The organism is Photobacterium obscurum, assembly GCF_026191635.1.
GTDB lineage: Bacteria > Pseudomonadota > Gammaproteobacteria > Enterobacterales > Vibrionaceae > Photobacterium > Photobacterium obscurum.
Genome location: NZ_JAKRRW010000009.1, coordinates 20660 through 45485, shown reverse-complemented (window position 1 = coordinate 45485; position 24826 = coordinate 20660). Strand labels below are relative to the sequence as shown.

Annotated in this window: 20 protein-coding genes; 12 read left to right on the top strand and 8 right to left on the bottom strand. The window is 46.9% G+C overall.

Annotated features, from left to right (window positions below; all coding sequences use genetic code 11):
* The first annotated feature begins 5 nt into the window (after window positions 1-5).
* Window positions 6-872, top strand: a complete 867-nt coding sequence (gene pstA, locus MD588_RS12980) for a phosphate ABC transporter permease PstA (protein WP_265697747.1) — start codon at window positions 6-8, stop codon at window positions 870-872.
* A gap of 18 nt (window positions 873-890) precedes the next feature.
* Window positions 891-1640 carry a phosphate ABC transporter ATP-binding protein PstB gene (pstB, locus tag MD588_RS12975; RefSeq protein WP_265697745.1) on the top strand — a complete coding sequence of 250 codons (750 nt, stop codon included), beginning with the start codon at window positions 891-893 and terminating at the stop codon, window positions 1638-1640.
* Window positions 1641-1793: 153 nt separating this feature from the next.
* Here the strand turns inward: pstB and MD588_RS12970 are convergent, their stop codons facing one another.
* From MD588_RS12970 to MD588_RS12955, 4 genes are all read right to left on the bottom strand, one after another.
* The gene (locus MD588_RS12970) at window positions 1794-2033 is read right to left on the bottom strand and encodes a nickel-binding protein (protein WP_265697744.1); all 240 of its coding nucleotides are present in this window, start codon (window positions 2031-2033) and stop codon (window positions 1794-1796) included.
* Between the two features lie 284 nt (window positions 2034-2317).
* Window positions 2318-3028, bottom strand: a complete 711-nt coding sequence (locus MD588_RS12965; RefSeq protein WP_265697743.1) for an HAD family hydrolase — start codon at window positions 3026-3028, stop codon at window positions 2318-2320.
* Between the two features lie 178 nt (window positions 3029-3206).
* Window positions 3207-3464: a hypothetical protein gene (locus MD588_RS12960; protein ID WP_265697742.1), complete on the bottom strand. Its 258-nt coding sequence runs from the start codon at window positions 3462-3464 to the stop codon at window positions 3207-3209.
* Between the two features lie 179 nt (window positions 3465-3643).
* Window positions 3644-4573 (bottom strand): LysR family transcriptional regulator, encoded by a 930-nt coding sequence (locus MD588_RS12955; RefSeq protein ID WP_265697741.1) that lies wholly within the window; start codon window positions 4571-4573, stop codon window positions 3644-3646.
* A gap of 158 nt (window positions 4574-4731) precedes the next feature.
* On the opposite strand from MD588_RS12955, the gene MD588_RS12950 reads away from it, so the two are divergent.
* The 5 genes from MD588_RS12950 (at window position 4732) to MD588_RS12930 (ending at window position 12192) form a co-directional block, all read left to right on the top strand.
* Window positions 4732-5871, top strand: coding sequence for an efflux RND transporter periplasmic adaptor subunit (locus tag MD588_RS12950; RefSeq protein ID WP_265697740.1), 1140 nt, complete (start codon window positions 4732-4734; stop codon window positions 5869-5871).
* 3 nt (window positions 5872-5874) lie between these two features.
* The gene (locus tag MD588_RS12945) at window positions 5875-8979 is read left to right on the top strand and encodes an efflux RND transporter permease subunit (RefSeq protein ID WP_265697739.1); all 3105 of its coding nucleotides are present in this window, start codon (window positions 5875-5877) and stop codon (window positions 8977-8979) included.
* A gap of 296 nt (window positions 8980-9275) precedes the next feature.
* Window positions 9276-9653, top strand: a complete 378-nt coding sequence (locus MD588_RS12940) for a hypothetical protein (protein ID WP_265697738.1) — start codon at window positions 9276-9278, stop codon at window positions 9651-9653.
* 83 nt (window positions 9654-9736) lie between these two features.
* Window positions 9737-11353: a mechanosensitive ion channel family protein gene (locus MD588_RS12935; RefSeq protein WP_265697736.1), complete on the top strand. Its 1617-nt coding sequence runs from the start codon at window positions 9737-9739 to the stop codon at window positions 11351-11353.
* Window positions 11354-11757: 404 nt separating this feature from the next.
* Window positions 11758-12192, top strand: a complete 435-nt coding sequence (locus MD588_RS12930) for an META domain-containing protein (RefSeq protein WP_265697735.1) — start codon at window positions 11758-11760, stop codon at window positions 12190-12192.
* A gap of 86 nt (window positions 12193-12278) precedes the next feature.
* On the opposite strand, the gene MD588_RS12925 is transcribed toward MD588_RS12930, so the two are convergent.
* Together MD588_RS12925 and metE are read right to left on the bottom strand one after the other, a co-directional pair.
* Window positions 12279-13898, bottom strand: coding sequence for a CHASE domain-containing protein (locus MD588_RS12925; protein ID WP_265697733.1), 1620 nt, complete (start codon window positions 13896-13898; stop codon window positions 12279-12281).
* A gap of 411 nt (window positions 13899-14309) precedes the next feature.
* Window positions 14310-16646: a 5-methyltetrahydropteroyltriglutamate--homocysteine S-methyltransferase gene (metE, locus tag MD588_RS12920; RefSeq protein WP_265697732.1), complete on the bottom strand. Its 2337-nt coding sequence runs from the start codon at window positions 16644-16646 to the stop codon at window positions 14310-14312.
* 295 nt (window positions 16647-16941) lie between these two features.
* Here metE and metR point away from each other — a divergent pair, with 295 nt between their 5' ends.
* Complete coding sequence (gene metR / locus MD588_RS12915; RefSeq protein WP_265697731.1) at window positions 16942-17853, top strand: HTH-type transcriptional regulator MetR; 912 nt, start codon at window positions 16942-16944, stop codon at window positions 17851-17853.
* Between the two features lie 25 nt (window positions 17854-17878).
* Here metR and MD588_RS12910 read toward each other — a convergent pair whose 3' ends face one another.
* Window positions 17879-18067, bottom strand: coding sequence for a DUF4250 domain-containing protein (locus MD588_RS12910; RefSeq protein WP_265697729.1), 189 nt, complete (start codon window positions 18065-18067; stop codon window positions 17879-17881).
* A gap of 114 nt (window positions 18068-18181) precedes the next feature.
* The gene (locus MD588_RS12905; RefSeq protein WP_265697728.1) at window positions 18182-18853 is read right to left on the bottom strand and encodes a hypothetical protein; all 672 of its coding nucleotides are present in this window, start codon (window positions 18851-18853) and stop codon (window positions 18182-18184) included.
* Window positions 18854-19165: 312 nt separating this feature from the next.
* Between MD588_RS12905 and MD588_RS12900 the strand changes: the two genes are divergently transcribed.
* The 4 genes from MD588_RS12900 to glpC all read left to right on the top strand — a co-directional run bounded on the left by MD588_RS12900 (window position 19166) and on the right by glpC (window position 24811).
* Complete coding sequence (locus MD588_RS12900) at window positions 19166-20359, top strand: GGDEF domain-containing protein (protein ID WP_265697727.1); 1194 nt, start codon at window positions 19166-19168, stop codon at window positions 20357-20359.
* Window positions 20360-20583: 224 nt separating this feature from the next.
* A complete protein-coding gene (gene glpA, locus MD588_RS12895; protein WP_265697726.1) occupies window positions 20584-22272 on the top strand; it encodes an anaerobic glycerol-3-phosphate dehydrogenase subunit A in 1689 nt (562 codons plus the stop codon).
* The gene (glpB, locus tag MD588_RS12890) at window positions 22269-23603 is read left to right on the top strand and encodes a glycerol-3-phosphate dehydrogenase subunit GlpB (protein ID WP_265697725.1); all 1335 of its coding nucleotides are present in this window, start codon (window positions 22269-22271) and stop codon (window positions 23601-23603) included. The genes glpA and glpB overlap by 4 nt, the downstream gene beginning before the upstream one ends.
* The gene (glpC, locus tag MD588_RS12885) at window positions 23600-24811 is read left to right on the top strand and encodes an anaerobic glycerol-3-phosphate dehydrogenase subunit GlpC (RefSeq protein WP_265697723.1); all 1212 of its coding nucleotides are present in this window, start codon (window positions 23600-23602) and stop codon (window positions 24809-24811) included. The genes glpB and glpC overlap by 4 nt, the downstream gene beginning before the upstream one ends.
* The last annotated feature ends 15 nt before the right edge of the window (window positions 24812-24826 follow it).

The window sequence follows — 24826 nt, the reverse complement described above, 5'->3', positions numbered from 1 at the left end:
TCACTATGTCTTTAAAATCTACCAATGCTGCAAAGCAGCAATTAAAAGATAAAATTTCACTGAGTGTTATCTGGCTGTCTGCCGGTATCACAGTTGGCTTTCTACTGTGGGTCGTCTGGTACATTCTAAGTAACGGTCTGTCACATGTTGACTGGTCTTTCATTACCAGCAATTACACCACGATTGGTCAAGAGTCTGGGATCTGGCCAATGATTGTGTCGACCCTATACATGGTTGCTGCTTCTATCGCTGTTGCCGCACCACTGGGTATCATGACAGCTATTTACCTGACTGAATATGCCAAAGTCGGCAGCAAACTGGTTAAGGTGATCCGCTTCTGTACCGAATCGCTGGCAGGTATTCCGTCGATTATCTACGGCCTGTTCGGTATGACCTTCTTTGTGGTGGTACTTGGCTTTGGTTACTCGATTCTGTCAGGTGCACTAACTCTTAGTATTTTAATTCTTCCGGTAATTATCCGTACCACGGAAGAAGCATTAATGGCTGTACCGCAAACTTACCGTGAAGGTTCATATGGTTTGGGGGCCTCTAAAATTTACACCATCTGGAGACTTATTCTACCAAGCGCGATGCCTGGTATCGTAACCTCCATCATCCTCAGCGTAGGTCGTGTAATCGGTGAATCGGCACCGGTATTCATGACAGCAGGTATGGTTGCCCGTATTCCAGAGAGCATGCTTGACTCTGGCCGTACGCTAACCGTTCACCTGTATAAGTTAACGCAGGAGCTATACACCATCCATGAATGGAATCAGGCGTATGCAACCGCCACCGTTCTGATTGTGATTGTTCTTGTTATTAACATGCTTACTAAATTGATTGCTAGCCGATTCAACACTGCGACTTACTAATTTTTGAGGAAGAAAACCATGAATAAATTCAACATTGAAAACCTTGACCTTTACTACGGCGAAAACCAGGCACTGAAAAAGATCTGCCTACCCATTCCTAACCGTCAGGTAACGGCACTGATTGGCCCGTCCGGCTGCGGCAAGTCTACCCTGCTCCGCTGCCTGAACCGCATGAACGACCTGATCGAGGGGGTGAAAATTGACGGCCAGCTAACCATGGATAACGAAAATGTGTACGGCAACATCGACGTTGCACAGCTTCGTATCAAAGTCGGGATGGTATTCCAGAAGCCAAACCCATTCCCGATGAGCATTTACGAGAACGTCGCGTATGGCCTACGTGCCCAGGGCATCACGGACAAAAAACGCCTTGATGCGGTGGTCGAAAAGTCACTGCGTGGCGCAGCATTGTGGGACGAAGTAAAAGACCGCCTGAAGTCACACGCTTTCGGCCTGTCTGGTGGCCAGCAGCAGCGTCTGTGTATCGCCCGTACGATTGCCATGGAGCCGGAAGTGATCCTGATGGATGAACCGACCTCCGCGCTTGACCCAATTGCTACCAAGAAAATTGAAGATTTGATGGAGTCACTAAAGAAAGACTTCACGATCGTTATCGTAACTCACTCGATGCAGCAGGCTAGACGTATCTCAGACCGAACCGCCTTCTTCCTGATGGGCGAACTGGTCGAGCACGATGATACACACGCACTGTTTAACAACCCACGCGACGACCGTACCCGTGGTTATGTTAACGGTGACTTCGGCTAAGCGAGCAATACTAAATACTTCCTCAGCTCGCAGGCTATCTAAGCGAATAATAAAAGCGATGGTACTCTTGCCCCCTTCTTGAAGGGGGCTTTTTTTGTTTTTCTACCTCGACTCCCAACGCTATCTATACTAACGCCGGCCAAAGGCTTTTCCTCACCCGCGAGTCGACTTCACTTCGTGAATGAACTCGCACGCAATGCCGGCCTTCGCATGATGCTTTTCGATCGCTTCGAGGTTCGGAGCGTCCAGCACACAATAGATCTTATTGTCCTTCTCGCTGAACAGGATGTCGTGATGCGTAACACCGAACTCATCCGGTGGCGCATTCTGCAACTCTCTCAGGGCGTCCGCCGTGAATGGCTGCATAGGATGGGTATCTATAAACTTCGGCACAGTTGTCACCTCCTCTCGTCTGGATGATGAGTACTTGTCGAGCGCCTCTCGGCAATTCTCGGCGCACAAAGTAAAAGGCGTTCGATTAAGCTTCCTCGTCGCAATCTGTCCATAGCGACAGTTTTATTATAGAGGCCTTCAACAATATAGGGGGGGAGTGTTTGGCTCAGAGATAAAGCTGATAACTGTCGGCACTCTGAAGTGATTGATCTACTAGTTGAGCTTCACGGCAAACATTAAGCCCTATACCCAAGTCACTTGGGTATAAAACTTCCAGCTATAAGTTACAAATACTTCTCGCAGATGGTCAGAAGCTCGCTTGGAGAACGGATGACATGATCTGGCTTGGTAATCCAATTTTCCGGAGTTGCACCACTGTAAGCGGCAGCAACGGCAATGACACTAGATTGATTGCCAAGCGCGCCCTGTATATTACGAGCAAATTGTACGTCAGCTTCATGATCGCCAACATACATGATCGTCTTATTTTCTGGAGTATCGAACAACCTATCCAAGCAAGCCAAGCCGCCTTCAGGTGAAGGTTTCTGGCAATCACGCGTCACATCATCATAACCAATGACAGCTTTAAAATAGGAGTCGACCTTGGCCTCAGATAAAACATTAACAATATTCTGTGAAGCGTTTTGAGAGCAAATACCATGAGGGATGGAAGATAACCCCTGAACCGTATAATCAATGCCGGCAAACAGTTTAACAGGAGTGGTATTACTCAATTGATGTTCAGCCCATAACGCACCGGCATCCAACATTTCAGACTCTGACATACCATAATAGTCGGTATACAGCTCCTGCCAGTTTTTCGCGGCATGATTTGCTTCGTGATAAGCGTGTTCACTTTGGAGGTAGTGCGGCAGGTTGTTCCCTGTCAGGTGAGGAGCAACGATCGATAAAATGCTCTTGGTAATCTCAATATTCTTAGGAACCGAATTAACAATAGTTCCATCGTAATCCCAAAGGATCGCATCTAACTTCATTCCTATCCTCATTATTACCATTTCAGCGGTTGCTAAAATATATACGATCAGTAAGGCAGAATCTCATTAGAAATGTCTATGTAAGGAAACAATGTGTTCATAGTATGGCTAAACCCCATAAAGTCAGGCTAACTCACAGCATGGCTGTTATGGGATCCCGGTGTCTAGAGCAGGAAAACTACTCTACTAGTGTATTCAGTTCACTTTTCACCCGTTGAAACTCATCGCCTTTGTTTGGATATCTTAAATAAGCACGTATTAGCCCCAACGAAATTGAAATCGTTGACTCTTCATCATCAATAAAGAAGGTAGAAATATGGCTCTTATTAATAAAGGCTTCACCCTGTGTACTGTAAAATAAACCATTTTCAGCTTCCCTGAAGCTGTCATCAATCCCCTCAAGCAGGCAAATCTTCACAAATTTTTTATTAGCCATAATCATCCTAAGTAGTCGACATGCGTTATTAGCCGTGATTATTATTTAACTGCAACCTATACTTCCGAGGTATAGCTCACACCATGGGTTTTCAGCACTGTTCCAAGGTTTAAACGGTTTAAACTTGCGCAATATTCATCGCTCAAACCGACCAAATTTCACTGAATATACACGACAAATCACACTGCCATCCCACGCACATCAGCCTCCACCTCTGAACACATCGGCATATTTTCAAACTCAGTCAACATGAAGTCGATAAACGTTCTCACCGTCAAAGACAAATGTTTACGCGACGGGTATACCAACCAGCCGTATTTCATTGTCGGTTCAAAATCGGAAAGCAGCCTCACCAGCATTCCTTTTTTGATGTAAAACTCAGCCAGAAACTCAGGAATAAACACCACACCACGGTTTTGCAAACAGGCTTCCATGATCAGCGGAACACTATTCATCACCAGGTTACCAGATACCGCAATCGACTCATTGTTACCCAAAGGGATCTCATTCAGTATCTGACCGCTGGGAAAACGATAGCGGATAAAGTTAAATTTCTGTATTTCTTCCGGCGAGTTAGGCATCCCATGCTTGGCGATATACTCGGGGGTAGCATAATAACCAAACGAAGCCGAATTAAGCGGACGGGCAATCAAGCTGGAATCTTCCAGCTTTTCCCCTACCCGCAGTGCAACATCAATATGATTCTCGACCAGATTAGATTCTTCGGAACAGCTGATCACCTCAACAGTCACCTTGGGGTACAAGTCCATAAACTTAAAAATCAACCTGCCCATGTCGACAATATTTGGTAGCGGTAATAACTGAACCCTTATATGGCCTGACAGTTCGTAAGTTGGGGCGGTGATCTCCTGAATACTCGTTTCCAAGTCACTCAAGATACTTTTGGTCTTTTCATAGAACTTACCGCCCGCATCCGTGAGTTGCATCGAGCGATTATGGCGATGAAAAAGCTGGATATTCAGCTCTTCTTCCAAACCTTTAATGCGACGGCTAAGGTTCGACTTCGGTAAGTCGAAAATTTCCGAAGCACGGACCAGGCTGCCGGCATCAACGATTTGATGGAATAGTTTAATGTCTTCCGTTTTCATCTTTCACCCGAGTGTTCAAAAATCACCATTATTGTAAAGCTAAATATTGCCATTATTGGTTCTAAAATATAGAACGCATGTTTCCAAATAGTTTGGTTTTTAGCAACTTTAATGCAGGTTATAGTTTTACACGAAATATAACAACAGGAAATATCACGATGAAATCGGCAACACTCAGCCTGCTTGCAGTCATGCTCTCAGCCACCCTTACCGGATGCGGTGAGGCAGAAAGCGCTATCTCGCAATCTGCCACCGTCCGCCCAGTAAAACTAATGACCATCGACGACAATGCAACTCAACAACTGCGTGTTTTCCCCGCTAAAATTGCTGCCAGCCAGCAGGCTGATTTGGCCTTTCGTATTAATGGCGAACTGGTAACGCTGGCTCTTTCGGAGGGCCAACGAGTAGAAAAAGGTCAGCTATTGGCCATGCTCGATGATCGAGATGCAAAAAATGCCCTACTAAACGCTGAAGCAAACCATGAACTGGCAGATGTTGACTTTCAGCGTAAGCAAGAACTGTATAAGCGCAAGCTAATTTCCAAGGCAGAGTTTGATACGGCAAAAGCCACCCTGAAATCTGCTCAGGCGGCACTTTTTACCGCACGTGATCAGCTCGCATACACACGTTTAGTCGCGCCTTTTGCCGGCACAGTTGCCAAAGTAAATCTTGATAACCACCAGATGATTCAGGCGACACAGGTTGTGTTATCGCTGCAAGGCAATCAACAAATCGATGTTCAGATTCAGGTTCCAGAATCTCTGTTGTTGTCACTAAAAAACGTTCCGTTTGATGAGGCTTTAAAGCCTCTGGTTCGCTTCCATGCCCCGAAGACGCTATCGTTGGAAAATGGCTTTACACCGGCTTTGACCACCACGCCACTGCCAGATACATACCCAGTGCAATATAAAGAGCACGCAGGTAAAGTCAGCCCTGGCAGCCAAACCTATGAAGTGGTATTTAGCCTGACTCCACCGGAAACCCTGAACGTACTGCCGGGCATGAGTGCCGAGCTGCTGCTGGATATGTCGGCACTGGGAGCAACCCAGCAAGCCATCACTGTCTTACCTGTTTCAGCCATTGTTCGTAGTGACGACAGCAATACCACTCAAGTATGGCGCTACCATCCAGAGAGTAGCAGTCTTGAGCCGGTAAAAGTGCAGTTAGGTCAAGTACGCACTAATGGGATAGAAGTTATCTCTGGCCTTGAAAAAGGCGATCAAATCGTTGCAGTCGGAGCCAATGCAATAAAAGAAAATATGGAAGTTAAACCTCTTCGCTGGGAACGAGGCGTTTAACCGATGAACATCGCACACTACAGTATCAATAACAAAGTTATTAGTTGGATGTTCGTTCTGCTGATGCTTATCGGCGGCGGTATTTCTTTCACTGGTCTCGGCCAGTTGGAATTCCCAGAGTTCACCCTTAAGAATGCGCTGGTCATTACACCTTATCCAGGCGCCTCACCAGAACAAGTGGAAGAAGAAGTCACCCTGCCGTTGGAAAATGCCATCCAACAAATGCAGCAGGTCAAGCATATTACCTCGATCAATAGCGCAGGCTTGTCGCAAATCGAAATCGAGATGAAAGACGAGTACGATGCCAATGTGCTTCCCCAGATCTGGGATGAACTGCGTCGTAAGGTCAATGATACAATGGCCGACTTGCCGCCGGGAGTCGCACCGTCTCAGGTCATTGACGATTTCTCCGACGTTTTTGGCATCTTGATGAATATTCAGGGTGAAGGCTATAGCTATCGCGAACTGGAAAACTACGCCAACTATTTACGCCGCGAACTGGTTCTGATTGACGGGGTCAAGAAGGTATCGGTGGTGGGTGCTCCTCAAGAACAGGTTGTTGTAGAGATCAGCCAGCAAAAGCTGGCAGCACTAGGTTTGGATCAGAATTACATCTATGGCCAGATTGAAAACCAGAATGTGGTATCCAATGCCGGTAAGATCCGGGTAGGTGACGGACGGATCCGAATTCACCCGACCGGTGAGTTTGCTGATGTTTCCGAAATGAACCGTCTGTTGGTTAGCCCTCCTGGCAGCGCTGATCTGGTTTATCTGGGCGATATTGCAACCGTCTACAAAACGGTGACAGAAACACCAACACTGCTATATCACAACATGGGCAACAACGCGCTATCCATGGGTATCTCATTCAGTACCGGTGTCAACGTTGTCGATGTTTCCAAGGCCATTTCCGCCAAGATCAGCGAACTGGAGTCTCACCTGCCAGTCGGGATGGCGCTCAATACCGTGTACGATCAAGGTGCCGTAGTCGACGTTTCCGTTACAGGTTTTCTAATCAACCTGGCAGAGTCTGTCGCTATTGTTATTGTTGTCCTACTGGTATTCATGGGGCTTCGCTCCGGCTTGTTGATGGGGGTGGTACTGCTACTTACCATTTTTGGTACGTTCATCGTCATGAATGTGCTGGAAATCCAACTCCAAATTATCTCACTGGGAGCATTGATTATTGCACTAGGCATGCTGGTCGATAATGCCATCGTGGTAACCGAAGGCATACTCATTGGCATCCAGCGCGGCCAAACCCGCTTTGAAGCCGCGGGCCAGGTTGTCAAGCAGACTCAATGGCCGTTACTGGGCGCAACCATCATTGCAATCATTGCGTTTGCCCCTATTGGTTTGTCTCAGGACTCAACCGGTGAGTTTTGTGCTTCTCTGTTCCAGGTACTGCTGATTTCCTTATTCATCAGCTGGATCACCGCAATCACGATCACCCCATTCTTCTGCCACTTGTTATTCAAGGACGGAGAGATCAGTGACGAGCCGCAGGAACTCTACCAAGGCTGGTTCTTTAACCTCTACCGCAGTTTACTTACAGCAGCGATGCGATTCCGTATCGTTAGTCTCGGCTTGGTTGTAGCTATGCTGGTCGCCGCTATTTTCGGCATGGGTCAGGTGAAGAATGTATTCTTCCCACCATCGAGCACTCCTATCTTTTTTGTTGATATCTGGATGCCGGAAGGGACCGATATTCGTGGCACCGAAGCATTCGTCAATAAAATTGAGAGCGAAATCCTCAACTACGAAGCCGAAAACAATGTCGGCCTGAAAAACCTGACCTCTGTTATCGGCCAAGGAGCACAGCGTTTTGTACTGCCTTACGTGCCAGAAAAAGGCTACGATGCCTATGCCCAGCTAATCATCGAAATGGATAGCCTGGAAGTGCAGAGCGCTAATATGCCTCAACTAACCGCCTATCTGCGCGATAACTATCCTGAAGCCGAGTTTCGAGTGAAACTCCTGGAAAACGGCCCATCACCGGCCGCCAAGATCGAAGCGCGCTTTTATGGTGAAGACCCACAGGTTTTACGCCAGCTAGCTCATCAGGCCGAGCAAATCATCCGCGACGAACCTAGCGCCGAGAATGTCCGTCACAACTGGCGTAACCAGGTTACAGTTGTCAGACCGCAAATCAACTATGCCCAGTCTCGTGAAGTCGGTATCAGCAAGCTGGATCTTGATACGGCAATGCTGACCAACTTCAGCGGTAAAACTGTCGGCACCTACCGCGAACAGTCGCACCTGATGCCAATCATCGCTCGAGCTCCCGAGCAGGAACGACTTGATGCTAATAGTTTGCTGAAACTGCAGGTATGGAGTGCGGAAAATAACACCTTCGTACCCGTTACTCAGGTGGTTTCCTCATTCGATACCGAATGGGAGAACCCTATCATCATGCGCCGTGACCGTAAGCGAGTGCTAACTGTGCTTGCCGATCCGGTACTTGGTAGTGGTGAAACTGCCGACTCGGTACACCGCAAACTACGCGAAAAAGTTGAGGCTATCGAACTGCCTAACGGCTACTCCCTTGAATGGGGTGGAGAATACGAAACGTCACGAGATGCGCAGGCAAGTATCTTCTCTTCACTGCCTTTAGGCTATCTGGCGATGTTCCTGATCACTGTAGTTCTCTTCAACTCAGTCAGGCAACCTCTGGTTATCTGGTTCAATGTCCCGCTTGCAATGATTGGTATTGCATCAGGCCTGTTGCTACTGGACGCACCACTGAGCTTTATGGCTATTCTCGGTATGCTCAGTTTGAGTGGGATGATCATCAAAAACGGGATTGTTCTGGTTGATCAGATCCGCGCTGAGATTGAATCAGGAAAATCAGCCTATGACGCCATATTCGACTCGTCAGTTAGCCGTGTACGCCCTGTAGGGATGGCTGCGATCACCACCATGCTCGGTATGATCCCGTTACTGTTTGACCCCTTCTTTATGGCAATGGCCGTAACAATCATCTTCGGCCTGGGCTTTGCAACATTACTTACCTTAATCGTTTTACCGGTAAGCTATGCGCTGATATTTCGTATTCCCAATAAACCTACTCCTGTAGCAAGCACTCAAGGAAATACTGCACTGGCATAAGGAAAGCCCAAAGAATCAACAACTTTGTGTTTTATTAACACCTTATAATAACTCGCTATTTGCCCATACCTCTTTGTATTACTCAAAAGAGGTATGGGCTTTTTTCTGTTATTGTCGTTATACCCAAGCGAGCTTTATAAAGTTGCTCACGTTTTTATCCTTACGTGAATTTTTACATTCGCCTGACACAACACTCCTATCGCCACTTAGTATAAAAACACTGTTTTTCAAAAACATTTTTGTTTGTTCTTTTATATACTTAAAAGCATTTTATTGCTTATATCGAGGGTGTTGTTATGCAAACATGTAAAGAAATTACGCAAGCAGCAACTTGGGTTGACCTTCTAACCCAAATGGAGCGACATCCACGGCTAATCGGTATTTTGCAATCGTCCGGGTCCCTCGCCCGCCAGTTTTCCGCCTGCTGCCAACATCATGATTTAATGTCATTTTGTACAACAACAACTTTGGAACAGCAGCTCATGGCAGAAACCATTGCTGCCTCAGGTTGCGATACTCTAATCAGCGACCGTCAGCATTATGACCTGCTAATCTACATTTTAAGCCTTCAACATAAACCAATGACGATTATCCTTAATCAGGAATGCTGGACACCCGATTGGTGCTGGCAACTTCCCCGACATCGTTTTTTATGTCAGCAGGATCTGGACTAACAAACATCATGCTTCTCTAGTTACAGCAGGTGGAGCAGGCCCGGTGCATTGCCAGTCCTCTGCTCGCTGGAGTTAGTTGCAATATGCGTATACTGGTGATTACTTTATTATTTGTGTCATCGTTGCTGGCTGCAGAACAAGCTAACGATGCCACTGAACAGCTAAAAAGATTGGACAGCGAGATCACTACGCTTTATCAGGAGTCACAAGCCAAAACAGGTTCGGCCAGAAGTGTCATTGAAATGCAGTTGCTCAACAAGAATGACGAACTTCGCAAGATAATCAAAGACTTGATCAACAACCGTACTGATGAGACAGAACCCGTACTGAAGCAATACGTAAAGCAACAAGTCGGCTTCATCGCAAAAGCCTCGACCTTCCTAGCCGAAAAAATCGCCACAGAGGAAAAGCAACTCGACACCGCAATTCAAGAAGAAAAGCTTATCGTCCAGAAGGCCTTGGATGAATCACGCCGTTTCTATACTCGAATGCTTGGCGAACAGTGGATTAACTACCAGTGGCTTGAACTGCTTGGAGAACCTCAGCCCCAAAAAAATCAATCTCTTATCAATGATCTAGAGCACCTGCTGGACTTTATGTCAGCTTCTTTAACCTTCGACCGCCAACAAGAAACCTTATTGGCAAAGCAGCTTAAGTCTGCCGCAGAAGGTGAAAAAGCCGCCATCCAGTTATTACATACTCTTGCCCAGCGTAAAGTCGCCAGCGATATCGATAATTTGCAATTTCTCGTGGAGCTGGCAAACAAAATACAATTCGATACGACAACTTATACCAAGCAGCTTTTTGAGGTAACAGGTAATTTAACCAACGAAATTCTCGACCCTAAGGTTATATTGTCAATACTATCAGGTTGGCTATATGACCTTGGGCAGTGGTTGATTGAAAATACCCCTCAGGTTCTATTTAAGATTTTTATTTTCAGCCTGGTGATCTTCATTTTCAGGCTCCTCAAAAACCTGACCCGCAAAATTGTGACTCGTGCAGTATCATCTCCCAATCTACGCATGTCACAGCTGATGCAAGAGTTCTTTATCTCAATGTCGGGTAAAGGCGTTTTTATTATCGGATTACTGTTCGCCCTTTCTCAAATCGGGCTCGACATGACCCCGATCTTAACTGGTTTCGGTGTCGCAGGTGTCATTATCGGCTTTGCACTACAAGATACCCTGTCTAACTTTGCATCCGGCATGATGCTACTCATTTACCGCCCATTCGATGTGGGTGATTTTGTCGAAGCCGGTGGCGCCTCTGGCAAGGTAAGCCACATGAGCCTGGTAAGCACTACGATCAAAACCTTCGATAACCAGATCCTCATCATCCCGAACAGTAAGATTTGGGGAGATACCATTAAGAACGTGACCCATGAGCGAGTGCGGCGGGTCGATATGATATTTGGTATTAGTTATAACGACGATGTCGAGCATGCGGAACGTGTGCTCAATGACATCGTAGATTCTCATCCTGCCGTATTACGTTCCCCAGAAAAAACCATCAAGCTGCATGTGCTTAATACCTCTTCTGTCGACTTTATTGTTCGTCCTTGGGTAAAAACGGATGACTATTGGGATGTTTATTGGGATATAACCCGTGAGGTCAAAATGCGCTTCGACAAAGAAGGATTATCTATTCCGTTTCCACAACAAGACGTACACCTACATACCGTCGATAAGAAAATGTAGATTCAATTAAAACTGAGTAAGCGAGCATCATTCATACATTAAAGCCATAAGATCATCCCAGAGAATCACGCCAGCAAATAGTGATACTTATCTTTCTACGCCAAGTCTGATAGCCCATAATTTAAATCGGATAATATGACAGCCTTCTAACACAAACCTTTAGGCATTCGGGCAAACTGGTTATACCCTAGTAACTCATACTGTGAGCCACTATATAACAACAATTTACATAATCAGTGACCTTTTCTAATCTGTAATTGTTCACTAATATGAACTCTTACTCTATATTAAGGTCAATTAAATAAGAAACAGCGTACAATTATTAGTGTAAGTCGTTAACTGAATATTCAGGAAACCTATGCTCGAATACGCTACATAACAACCTACTCCGGGAATCATACATTATGAAAAAACGTTTTCTAGCCGCTTTAGCCCTTCCTATTATCCTTGCTGCCTGTGCAGCCAGCAATGAAGATACCTCTGTGGTCGCCAAGTCAGATATTGTTACTCATAACTGGATACTAACCAAAGTTGATAATAAAGCGATAGAACTACCGGAACCGTTTAAAGCGCCAACCCTTGAATTAAACCAAGATATGGCAGCTAATGGCCACTCGGGTTGTAACCGTTATTTCGGGCAGGCTGAATTAAAAGATGGCAAGCTGCGTATCGAAAAAATGGGGATGACTATGATGGCCTGTCCAGAGCCTGCAATGGAGATGGAAAGAGTCATGAGCGGTACCCTAATGGAATGGAGTGACGCAACGGTTCTAGGCAACGAGCTAACGTTGACCAATACCAATCACACACTGACATTCAAACGTTCAGACGTGAAATAATTTATAGCAAACAGGACGAGATAAAACTCGTCCTGTTTACTTGGGGGAGTCCCTCAATTATGTTGCAAATAATTAAAGGACACACCCTAGCATAACGATGCCAGATCCGCGGTTAGTTCACGCCGAACTTTAATCGCCCTCACTCGATTTCTCCCCGCCTTCTTGGCCTGGTAAAGTGCCGAATCTGCAGTATTGAAGAAAGTATCTGCTGTCTGTCCTCTGGCACTTTCTGCCGATACAGCCCCAATCGATACGGTAACAAACGCCAGCTCCCCCGCCCCACAATGCTCAATACTTAATCGTTCTACTATTGTACGGCATTGTTTCGCAACCACTTCACCGTTAGTGGTATTTGGCAGCAGTACTCCGAATTCTTCGCCGCCAATCCGTGCAATCATATCAGCCGGGCGCTTGAGTACACGCTCAAGTTCACTGGCTACCAATCTCAGGCAGCGGTCTCCTGCCTGATGTCCGTAGGCATCATTGAACTCTTTAAAATAGTCAATATCGATAACGAGCAAGGCTATCGGCTTATCTTCGCGCTGAGCCCGCCGGAACTCTTGCTCAAAATATTCATCAAAGAATCGTCGATTGGCAATACCCGTTAAACCATCTGTTTTGGTCAGTCGTTCAAGCTTTGCATTCGCCTGATTCAATGCCTGATTTTTAATATCAATTTCTTCGAGGAAAAGCTTGTTTTGCCTCATCGTCACTAAGCCAAACCAAGAGGAAAGGCCAAAAAAGAATATTCCAACCGCAAACACAGCCCACGGTGTTTGAGTTCTTTTCTGGGCAAAATACGTTTGGGTCGGCGTGGCTTCAATAACCCAACGGCGCCCACCGAGATCAAGCACTGAATGGGTGTAGCGAAAGTCCAGCTCTAATAACTGTTCCGGAGCATCAATATTCGGTTGCTTGAATAACACCTTATTATCCGTCGAGGCCCCTATGTCGATCAGCTTAAATTCCATGATATCTTCTTCACCACGGATGTAAGTCTCAGAGAGTATTTCTCCCAACTTAAAGACCCCAAGTACGAAGCCTACCAGCGTATCCCTTCGATGTTGCACCGACTGGGGAGATACCATTTGATATACAGGAATGAAGCTCAGCAACCCACTATGTTCATCATTGGCCTGAACCAATTTCAGTCCTTCAGATAATTGCAGTGTACCGGTGTCTCGTGCACGGTGTATCACATCAAGTCGAAGAGCATTCGATCCTAGATCATAGCCTAAGGCTGCCTCATTACCCGCCATCGGCTCGATAAAATGCACAGGATAATAGACAGACCGATCAGATGCTCGGACCATTTCACCGGAGGCTACGCGTTCGGTAAAAAAAAGATTTGGATTTCCTTCGGATAATTGTGCTTCTATGTTTGCCCTTTCACTGTCTGGCACCCTGGGGATCCACTCCAAGGCTTGAATTGAAGGGTGGCGGGATATAATCGTCTCAGCTAGTGACAGAAACTCATCATGGCCCAACAGACCATAATTATCATAAGCCAATCTCAGGCTATACAGTGCTTCAAAGTGCAACTCCATTGCCTGGGTAATGGCATCGGCTTTCTTGTCTACTTCTGCCTGAAATTGTTGCTGGATATTTTTCGTTTCAACTTGATAGAACAAGCCAAAGAGAAGGCACGACAGTACTATGCCCGTCATAACAGAGAATAACGTAATGTAATACAGTCGTCGTTCCATAAGATCCATTCGAAAATAATTAGCGCATCTTATTCATTTAAGACAACTTTTATAATTTTTCCAGTATTTATCAGCTCCTAATTCAAAAAGAGCGCAATCGCGCTCTTTTCCTTTTTTATGTCACTTATCTATGCCCAAGTTACCTCAAGATGCAGGATTCAGATTGATGCCAGCCAGTTCAATTCAAGGAAAATGTGCGAGGGAATGACTGGTCTTTTCGAATGCATTTAACACAGAAGTGGGCGGGCTGGATCACTCCCGAAGGGCGAGTTTTCCAGGCACTAATGTTGCGTTGCTGATTTTTGATGTAGAACGCTATATCTGCAAATCAGCGCCTGACCTTAGCGCCTGGAAATTCTCGCTGAAACGAGCATCTTGAGGTTACTTGGGTATATCGACTAAACAGCTCTGCTAAACGGCTTTCGCTTGCCATTGTTTTCTGAGTAATTTTGCTGCTTTGACCATATTACCCAATGCCGCTTCGGTCTCTTCCCAGTTTCGGGTTTTTAAACCACAATCAGGGTTAATCCATAACCGCTCTGCTGGTACTAGGGCCTCTGCTTTTTCTACCAGCTGAGTTATTTCTTCTACCGCAGGAATATTAGGAGTGTGAATATCGTAAACACCCGGCCCAATTTCATTGGGGTAATCAAACTCTTCAAAAGCTTTTAGCAGTTCCATATCTGATCGCGATGTTTCGATCGTAATAACGTCAGCATCCAGCGCCGCAACTGACTCGATAATATCGTTAAATTCGCTATAACACATATGGGTATGGATCTGCGTACACGGCTCGGCACTGGCCGCGGAAATCTTGAATGCATTGACCGCCCAATCAAGGTATCCCTGCCACTCGGATGCTTTCAACGGTAACCCTTCACGAATAGCCGGTTCATCTATTTGGATCACTTTAATGCCTGCCGATTGCAAATCTGCAACCTCATCACGCAGCGCCAGCGCAATTTGATTGGCTATCTCTTCTCGGGTTAAATCTTCACGCGGGAACGTCCAGCCAAGAATCGTTACCGGCCCAGTTAGCATTCCTTTCACCAGTTTAGAGGTTAAAGACTGGGCATAGGTTGTCCACTCAACTGTCATTGGCTTGGCGCGGTAGATATCCGATACAATGACGGCAGGTTTAACGCAACGCGAACCATAACTTTGTACCCAGCCAAATCGCGTCACCGCGAAACCTTCCAGCAGCTCGGCAAAATATTCAACCATATCATTACGCTCGGCCTCACCGTGCACCAACACATCAAGATCCAAAGCCTGCTGACGTTCAATCGCATTGGCTATATGCCTCTTTAATGCGGTATTGTAGCCAGCCTCAGTCAGTCGCCCTGCTTTAAAATCCCTCCGTTGGAGGCGTATCTCATCAGTCTGGGGGAAGGAGCCAATCGTTGTCGTTGGCAACAAGGGCAAGTTCAATGCTGCACGCTGTTGGCGGGCACGCTCGGCATACGGTGCCTTACGATCACCCAAGCTCGGTGTGATCGCCAGAGAACGCTGACGAACATCGGCATCGTTTACCAGATCGCTAGTCGCCCGGACTTTAATCGGAGCACTGTAGTGCTGGCATTCCTGTATCGCCAAATCACTACCATCAAGGGCGTGAGCCAGCAACGTTACTTCCCGACATTTCTGCTTGGCAAACGACAGCCACTGACGCACTTCGGGCTTAAGCTCGGTTTCCAAGTCTAGGTCAATCGGGCTGTGCAGCAGGGAGCATGAACTCGCCAACCAGAGACGTTCACCAAGCTGTTCTTTAATCGGCCGTAAAGTTTCGAGCAATTGAGCAAGATCGGCACGCCATACATTACGGCCGTTAATGACTCCGGCGGAGAGCACCCAGTGTTCCGGCAATGCCACGATGACTTCGCCTAACTGTTGTGGTGATGCAGACAAATCGATATGCAAACCATCTACTTTAAGTTCCACAATCTTATCCAGATAGTGAGTAATATGATCGAAATACGTCGTCAGCAGTAACTTTGTACTGCCACTCAATACCTGATAGGCCAGTTTGAATGAGTCCGACCAGGCTTTTGGCAGTTCAAGCGCCAGTACTGGCTCATCAATCTGCACCCACTCCACACCAAGCCCTGCCAATTTGTTCAGAATCTGCTGATATGCCGTCAGTAAGCGAGGCAACAGCGACAGACGGTCAAAATCCGGCTCTTTCTCTTTGCCAAGCCATAAATAAGACAGCGGCCCTAACAGAACTGGCTTTACGTCATATCCGGCTTTCTTCGCTTCGGCCACTTCTTCAAATAGTTGCTGCCAACTGACATTGAACTGATCGTCTTTGGTGAACTCCGGGACAATGTAATGGTAATTGGTGTTAAACCATTTCGTCATATCTGAAGCCGCACAGGCGCATCCTGTCGGAGCCTTGCCGCGAGCAACCCGAAACAGGGTATCCAAGTCAGGAAAGCCATTGTTGTGACGCTGAGGGATGTGGCCAAGCAGCATACTGGTGCCAAGAACATGATCATACCAGGCAAAGTCACCGACCGAGACATAATCTAAACCGGCACCAGCCTGGTCCCCCCAGTGGCGATGGCGTAGCAGACTGCCCAGTTGTTTGAGTTCGCTTTGTTCTATCTCACCTCGCCAGTATTTCTCCTGGGCAAACTTTAATTCACGCTGGCTACCAATTCGCGGATAACCAAGAACATGGGTGATTGTTTTCGCTGAGGTGGTTGTTTCATTCGAGGCTGCCGTTTTATCTAAATTCGTTGTCATTGTTATGTCTCTCGTGCTTAGTCGTCGTGGTTGGCTAAACAATGACTTAACTTAATTACATGAACAATTTCTTATCATTCACTATGATCATGAAAGAATTTAATAATCACGACTTCATTCAACCCACCCCCATATAGACGTCTAGATGTTTACACCGCTCTGATTTGCAGGTACATTAAATTCAAAGGATCATCCCTCATGACGTTGAGAAAGGCTTCACTTTCAACAACTAAAAGGGAAATATACCCAGATTGCTTGGGTATAAGTTATTAGTGACAGGGATAGTAGAAACGTCATGATTGAAATTAAGCACCTTAGGACATTATCGGTACTCCGAGACACAGGTTCGCTGACAGCCACAGCCAACACCCTATGCCTGACCCAATCAGCCCTCTCTCATCAACTAAAAGATTTGGAGCAACGGCTGGGCGGACAACTCTTTTTGAGGAAAACTCGTCCGGTGAAATTTACGGCTGAAGGTGAAATCCTCTTAAGACTGGCTGATGAACTGATCCCGCGAATAGCAAAGGCCGAGCACGAGCTGGCCAGCTTGAAGGAAGACGCCAATGGCCGGTTACATATGGCCATCGAGTGTCACTCATGCTTTCAATGGCTGATGCCCGCATTGAAGGAATACCAGATCCATTGGCCTAGCGTGACACTGGATTTCTCGTCCGGCTTCGGTTTCGAACCACTGCCCGCGCTTAGTGCCGGCGAGCTCGATTTAGTGATCACCTCAGATATTCAAGCCCGGAGCGAGGTACATTTCGAGCCGCTGTTTGATTTTGAAATGCGCCTGGTGGTTTCTCCACAATCACCATTGGTCAGCAAGGAGTACATCACTCCGGAAGATCTCGCTGACCAGACAATGCTTAGCTATCCGGTTCAAAAAGGCCGACTCGATGTTGTTAAGCATTTCTTACAACCCGCTGAAATCGAACCTATGAACTGGAAGCAAGCTGACAATACGCTAATGCTCGTACAGATGGTATCTGCAGGATTAGGGGTGGCGGCACTGCCCAACTGGGCAATCTATGATTTTGCTCGTCAGGGGTTGGTGGTCAGTAAACCACTGGGAGAAGGGTTATGGCGGCGTCTGTTTGCCGCCATTCGCGCCTCTGAACGGGAAAGGCATTATTTACAGGCGTTTTTTGCAACCGCCAAACAACAATGCCAAACCCACCTAGAGGGAATCAAAGCCACTTAAGTGCCTACTAATGGCAGAACAACCGTTATTTAAACTGATTACTGATGGGATCGTAGTGATACCCCATCGCTTCCATCTTATTGTTCAGTTCATCAAAATCTAGCTCGTACCGACTGACTAACTCCTCAATGGTCGAGCACTCCAGGCGAAGCCTTTCATTGACAATACCAAGCACAATATTGCCATCCATATTTAGTAGATTACTAATTTCCATGCTAATCCCCTTAGATCTTGCGCACTACTGAGCTGTACCTAAAGATAAGCATAGTCATTATCTAACTAAAAAGAAGCCCTTCTAATAAGAAGGGCTTGTTTCAATTCACGATGATCAGAATAATGCCAACTGCATCCCGCCCGAAGCGACCAGTAACAGTGATGCTGCAAGAAGCTGCCAGCGGTTAACCTTTTTGGTCAGCAAGATATGTCCTGCCCAGACCAGTAATGACATCACCAGTAACACCAGCGCACCGACAACATCTGTGGTCATTGCCTGTACAGTCGATTCCTCCATACCAGTCAGCAACCACAGCATTAACAGCACGCTGATGATCGCACTGGCAAATCCAGTGAAAGGCAGCAGTCGGTGGAACGCCTGCAGACGAGTGCGTGCCTGGGTCAACAATAGGTGTGCCAATGATGCACCAAACAAGGCAACCGCCATCAGGCTCAGTCCCATTTGCGGGTAGCTCATTGTCGGCAGCAGCATCAGCCAGCTCAAAGCGGCAAACAAATTGGCAGCATAAAGCACCGGAAGCGGCCCCGCATCGCGGGTCTTTCCTGTTTTCACTTTGAAAGTGAAATATCCCAGTGTCAGCAATGGCAGTAATGAGACAGGGTGGCTACTAATCGCCAACACCCAGCCAACAAGAATTACAGGTAACGTTTTATGTACCCTGCCACGTTGGCCTGGGCAAATTTCACCTTTGGTCAGTACCAGGGTCAGAATCAATTGGGCGCCTAACAAAGCAGGAATAAGAAACGTCAGATAACCTGTAAACATGATTTAACTTGTGTTGTTCAAAATGAGGAGGGGAATAATAGCAAGTTCATTGCTCGATTGCACAATCAAGTCCTCGACAGCGTATATCGCGGCTCGTTTCAAGCATCAAATTCCGAGTTCGCATACAATAAATTCGGTCAATACCATTAGAAATATCAATCAATTTACTGGATCAGTATCACTGTTTGTTTATTCAATATGTAGAATAATTATCCCTTAGTTCACGGACAATTTGTGTTGACTTTGTCCAGCCCGCTATACACAGAATATTCATCTAAATCAGGCTGTCAAAGACTTAATCACAGGAGCCAAATGACTAAGCTGGCTAAGGGAATGCAAGACAATCAAGAGCACCTGTTGAAAACACTCAAACTGTATATTCCTGATTTATGGAGTGCCAAAGCGCATACAGCCAGTTTTCAGAATACCCGCAGTGGTTATTTGCGTAACCGTATTTCAATGCTTTCCATTGTCTGGGGCATCTTGATTATCTTATGGGTTCCTTTTGATCTGTATTATCTGCCCGCGCATCAAGACTCCAGTATCGTAATTGCTAGAGTTCTCCTTGGTGCCGCACTCTTTTTTATCGCGAGAATTAACAACCAACAAACCTCCCTAAGACATGCTCAATGGTGTATGAGCTTGATGGTGATCGGGCTTAACCTGTTTTATCTCTATTCAATGCATCAACTCGATTATCCCATCGTCTACAGTGGATTCGAATACGGATATACTCTTCTACCTATTCTCCATGTCGCCATTTTGACCATCCTCCCTGTTACCCTGAAGGAAAGTCTTGGACTACTGGCGATTACCGCAGGCACACAGTTGTTTGTCGATTTTCAAGCGCAGCGGTTATTCACCCCGGAAAATCTGGCCGATTACTGGCTACAAAATGTGCTGGCTGTCATGGTCATCTGGTCACAATTATCCAAGCTTTCTATGCTGATGCGGCTATACCGCCAGGCCACCCTGGATCCGCTAACGGGTATTTATAACCGGCGTATGCTATTGCAACTAGCACAAAAATCTCTAATCAGCTGTGATATCAAAGGCGCACCATTTTCAGTTCTGCTTTTCGATATCGACAAATTTAAGCGCATAAATGATACATGGGGGCACGGCGCAGGTGATAAAGTCTTGCGTGGTTTTACCGACTTTATGCAAAGCCAGATTCGTAAAACCGATTTATTCGGTCGCTACGGAGGCGAAGAGTTCATCCTCTTTCTTCCCCGCTGCAATGCAGACATGGCTGAAACTATTGCCGATCGGATGCTAAACCATATCCGGCGACTAGAGCTTCCAATTGGATTCAACGAAACTAGATTAAAAATAACAACTTGCATAGGTATAGCCTCTTTCTTACAAGGGGATACGCTATCCTCAATGATCGAGCGGGCAGACCGTGCCTTATATGAGTGTAAAGACTCAGGCCGAGATTGCTCCCGCTTCCACCCCGTAGGCTATCAATATCAGGGCAATGAGCGTCGCAAGGCGTTAGCCTAACTACATAAACAATTCTCACTTCCATTAATAAAGAACCTTCGGGTTCTTTTTTTGTTTAGTTTTCGCCCAAACACACATCATTAAGCGCGAACGAATGCGCGAACGCTCATTTATGTGTAATAGATCAAATAATACCCTTAATAAAAATGGCATATTTATGCCTATAAGAAAGGGAATCAAACAGTTCCTGTGTAACTGACCAAAAACAATAAGCGAAAACGAACATGACTAGTTGGTTTGAAACAGACGTTGTTATCATCGGTGGAGGCGCAACCGGTACAGGCATTATGCGCGATTGCGCGTTACGCGGTATGGATTGCATCTTGGTTGAAAGGGATGATCTTGCATCGGGTACGACTGGCCGCAACCATGGCCTACTCCACTCCGGAGCCCGATACGCCGTAACCGATCAGGAATCGGCCAAAGAATGTATTCAGGAAAATCGAATTCTAAAGAATATAGCTCGCCATTGTGTTGAAGATACACAGGGGCTTTTCATCTCGCTGCCTGATGACGACCTCGATTTTCAAAAACACTTTCTGTCCGCTTGCCTGACTGCCGATATTGATGTTGAGCAGCTCACGCCGCAGGAAGCATTACAACTAGAGCCAAACTGTAATCCCAACCTGATTGGGGCAGTGAAAGTGCCTGACGGCACACTGGATCCATTCCGCCTTGCGGCTTCTAATGTGCTTGATGCCGTTGAGCACGGAGCACGACTTTTCAACCATACAATGGTCACCGGCCTTATTCGCGATGGCCATACTGTTCGTGGTGTGAATTGTCTAAATTTAAAAACGGGTGAACATTTTGAGATACGCGCCAAACAGGTTGTAAATGCAGCCGGGATCTGGGGTCAGCAGATCTGTGAATATGGCGATCTGGCGATCAAGATGTTCCCGGCGAAAGGATCGCTGCTGATCCTCGACTACCGTATCAACAACCTGGTGATCAACCGCTGCCGTAAACCATCTGATGCAGATATCCTAGTGCCTGGCGATACGATTTCCCTGATCGGTACAACGTCTGAACGTATCGACTACGACAAGATCGACGATTTGCACGTAACCAGCAAGGAAATCGATATTCTGCTTGAAGAAGGGACCAAACTGGCACCGATCATGGCCAATACTCGCGTACTCCGTGCCTATGCCGGTGTTCGTCCACTGGTAGCTGTCGATGGCGATACCAGCGGGCGCAATATCAGTCGCGGTATTGTACTGCTCGATCATGCCGATCGCGACGGGATGGACGGTTTCATCACCATCACCGGCGGCAAGCTGATGACCTACCGTATGATGGCAGAATGGACAACAGATCTTGTTGCTAAGAAGCTTGGCAACAACCAACGCTGTATCACCCACGAGAAGCCGCTGCCGGGATCAGAACAAGCTACCGAGAAAACAAAGAAAACGGCCAGCCTGGCAAAACCTGTTTATCAGTCAGCCTATTATCGCCATGGCGAGCGCGCAGAGAAATTTCTCAAGGGCGACAAGAAAAGCCAGGCCGTGATCTGCGAATGCGAGATGGTAACCTGCGGTGAAGTGGAATATGCCATAAAAGAACTAGATGTTCATAACTTGGTAGATTTACGTCGTCGTACTCGTGTTGGAATGGGGCCGTGCCAAGGTGAACTCTGTTCTTACCGCGCTGCTGGCCTGTTCTCCGAGTACGGCAAAACATCCGGTACCGAAGCCAGCCACTTACTAAGCGAATTCCTTGAAGAACGCTGGAAAGGGATCAAACCGGTATTCTGGGGCGATGCACTGCGTGAAGGTGAATTCACTTACTGGATTTACGAAGGCCTGTTCGGTGTCAGTGATCTACCGGAACAACAAGCCCTTTCTCCAATGGCCCAAACGCCTACACAAACAAACACTACCAGCGAAACATCAGATGAGGTCGCGCAATGAAATTTGATAGCTTAATTATTGGCGGTGGTGTGGCCGGCCTGAGTTGTGCGATCCGCTGTGCCGAAGCCGGATTGAAAACTGCCGTTATTGCTGCCGGCCAAAGTGCCCTGCACTTTTCATCAGGTTCTATCGATGTACTGAGCCACCTGCCAGACGGCCAACCGGTTGCCAACCCATTTAGAGCATTTGATGCCCTGAAGGCACAGAGCCCCGAACACCCTTATAGCAAACTGGGAAGCGAAACGACCCGTGAAGCACTGGCTTGGTACCAAGCTACAATGGAAAAACGCGGCGTATACCTAACGGCTCAAGATGACGACTCAAACCACTTTCGCGTCACCCCAATGGGGACATTCCGTTCGACGTGGTTATCTCAGCAGACGGTTCATCAATTTTCCCTTACTGATGTAGCTGCAGGCCTGAACAAAATCGCCTTGGTTACTATCGACGGCTTCCGTGACTTTCAGCCTCAGCTTGCTGCCGATAACCTTGCAAAGCTGCCACAATTCAAAGATGTCGCGATCAAAACAGCAGCGGTTGAACTGCCTGACTTTGATAACATGCAGCGTAATCCGTGCGAGTTTCGCTCGATCGATGTCTCTCGCGTTCTACGTGACGAATCCAAGCTTCATGCTTTTGCCAAATCGATGATCCATCAAGTCGGCCAGGCCGATCTCGTCATATTGCCAGCCATGTTCGGCAATGGTGACGGCGCGGCTACCATCAAGCTGCTGGAAGGCTTAACCGGTTACAAGATCTGTGAAATCCCGACCATGCCACCGTCCCTGCTAGGGATCCGTATTGAAGAAGCGATGAAATCGCACTTCAAGGCTCTTGGGGGATTGATCCTTTCTGGCGATGAGGTGCGCAAAGGCGATTTCGAAAACGGAGTGCTTAAACGAATCTACACTAAAAATCATCACGATATGCCGCTAACGGCCAATCACTACCTCATTGCGAGCGGCAGTTTCTTCAGCCGCGGTATGAGTGCCCAGCGCCACAAAGTCGAAGAGCCGGTATTCGGCCTGGATATGACAGATCTGCCGCACCGGGACCATTGGTACCAATCTCAGTTCTTTGCCAAGCAAAGTCATCCGTTTCTAAAAATGGGCGTGACTTGCAACGCACAATTACAACCGTCTATCAATAACCAGAGAATCAGCAACCTCTATTGCGCGGGCGCCCTACTCGCCCATTATGACCCGGTTTTTGAAGGCTGCGGCAGCGGTGTGGCAATCAGCACTGGCTACTATGTAGCTGAACAGATGATTGCGGCACAGAACTCGAACCAAACAACAGAAGAAAAGCAACAAGAAAGGACTATCGCATGAGCCTTCTAAAAAAAGACACTAGCTTTGATCAATGCATTAAGTGCACAGTCTGCACCGTTTACTGTCCTGTTGCCAAGGCTAACCCTGAGTACCCGGGGCCAAAACAGTGTGGTCCCGATGGCGAGCGTCTACGAATTAAAAGTCCTGAATTCTATGACGAAACCCTGAAGCTATGTACAAACTGCAAGCGCTGCGAAACAGCTTGTCCTTCCGGGGTTAAAATTGGCGATATGATTGCAGTGGCGCGTGATGAGCACGCCAAAATGCCAATGAACATCAAGACAATTCGAGATTTCGTGCTCAGCCATACTGATCTCATGGGCTCTGCGGCAACACCGTTTGCCCCTGTTATCAACGCGGTCACCGGTTTGAAGCCGGTGAAGAAAATCATGCACAAAACCATTGGCGTGCATGATCATAAAAGCCTGCCTAAGTATTCCCACGGCACGTTCCGCCGCTGGTACAAGCAAAACTGCACCAGCCAGGCACTGTATCCACAACAGGTGCATTACTTCCACGGTTGCTATGTAAACTACAACCACCCCCAGCTGGGTAAAGATTTCGTCAAAGTGATGAACGCAATGAGTATCGGCGTTCAGTTGCTGGACAAAGAAAAGTGTTGTGGCGTACCGTTAATCGCCAATGGCTTCTTTGACAAAGCCAAGAAAAATGCTCGCCTTAATGTGAAGAATTTTTCCGAAGCGATTGAAAAGTATGATGCGCCGATCATTTCAACATCATCTACCTGCTCTTTCACCCTACGTGAAGAGTACCCAAGCGTACTAAAAGTCGATAACCAGCAGGTGGCAGACAAGATTGAATACGTCACACGCTTTTTGTTAAAAAGCTTCATGAATGGCAAAACGCCAAAAATGAAACCAATCAACAAAAAAGTGGTTTATCACACTCCATGTCACCTTGAGCGTACTGGCGGTAGCCTTTACACCATTGAACTGCTGAAAATGATCCCGGGGCTAGAAGTCGTTGTGCTGGATAGCCAATGTTGTGGGCTTGCAGGTACCTACGGTTTCAAAACAGAAAACTACGACACCTCGATGGCCATTGGCAGTAAGCTGTTTAAACAAATTCGCCATGAAAACGCAGACTTTGCCATCACTGACTGTGAAACATGCAAATGGCAAATCGAAGAAAATACCGACCTTGAGACTATTCACCCAGTCTCGCTACTGGCCATGGCTATCGAGTAATACCCAGAGGGTCGT

Bases quoted from the DNA above. Each gene is read 5' to 3' on its own strand.
- MD588_RS12955 (WP_265697741.1), bottom strand. From the start codon at position 4,573: ATGAAAACGGAAGACATTAAACTATTCCATCAAATCGTTGATGCCGGC.
- MD588_RS12905 (WP_265697728.1), bottom strand. From the start codon at position 18,853: ATGTTTACAGGTTATCTGACGTTTCTTATTCCTGCTTTGTTAGGCGCC.
- MD588_RS12930 (WP_265697735.1), top strand. From the start codon at position 11,758: ATGAAAAAACGTTTTCTAGCCGCTTTAGCCCTTCCTATTATCCTTGCT.
- glpC (WP_265697723.1), top strand. From the start codon at position 23,600: ATGAGCCTTCTAAAAAAAGACACTAGCTTTGATCAATGCATTAAGTGC.
- MD588_RS12925 (WP_265697733.1), bottom strand. From the start codon at position 13,898: ATGGAACGACGACTGTATTACATTACGTTATTCTCTGTTATGACGGGC.
- glpB (WP_265697725.1), top strand. From the start codon at position 22,269: ATGAAATTTGATAGCTTAATTATTGGCGGTGGTGTGGCCGGCCTGAGT.
- pstB (WP_265697745.1), top strand. From the start codon at position 891: ATGAATAAATTCAACATTGAAAACCTTGACCTTTACTACGGCGAAAAC.
- MD588_RS12945 (WP_265697739.1), top strand. From the start codon at position 5,875: ATGAACATCGCACACTACAGTATCAATAACAAAGTTATTAGTTGGATG.
- MD588_RS12935 (WP_265697736.1), top strand. From the start codon at position 9,737: ATGCGTATACTGGTGATTACTTTATTATTTGTGTCATCGTTGCTGGCT.
- MD588_RS12900 (WP_265697727.1), top strand. From the start codon at position 19,166: ATGACTAAGCTGGCTAAGGGAATGCAAGACAATCAAGAGCACCTGTTG.
- glpA (WP_265697726.1), top strand. From the start codon at position 20,584: ATGACTAGTTGGTTTGAAACAGACGTTGTTATCATCGGTGGAGGCGCA.
- MD588_RS12910 (WP_265697729.1), bottom strand. From the start codon at position 18,067: ATGGAAATTAGTAATCTACTAAATATGGATGGCAATATTGTGCTTGGT.
- MD588_RS12965 (WP_265697743.1), bottom strand. From the start codon at position 3,028: ATGAAGTTAGATGCGATCCTTTGGGATTACGATGGAACTATTGTTAAT.
- metE (WP_265697732.1), bottom strand. From the start codon at position 16,646: ATGACAACGAATTTAGATAAAACGGCAGCCTCGAATGAAACAACCACC.
- MD588_RS12960 (WP_265697742.1), bottom strand. From the start codon at position 3,464: ATGGCTAATAAAAAATTTGTGAAGATTTGCCTGCTTGAGGGGATTGAT.
- pstA (WP_265697747.1), top strand. From the start codon at position 6: ATGTCTTTAAAATCTACCAATGCTGCAAAGCAGCAATTAAAAGATAAA.
- metR (WP_265697731.1), top strand. From the start codon at position 16,942: ATGATTGAAATTAAGCACCTTAGGACATTATCGGTACTCCGAGACACA.
- MD588_RS12940 (WP_265697738.1), top strand. From the start codon at position 9,276: ATGCAAACATGTAAAGAAATTACGCAAGCAGCAACTTGGGTTGACCTT.
- MD588_RS12950 (WP_265697740.1), top strand. From the start codon at position 4,732: ATGAAATCGGCAACACTCAGCCTGCTTGCAGTCATGCTCTCAGCCACC.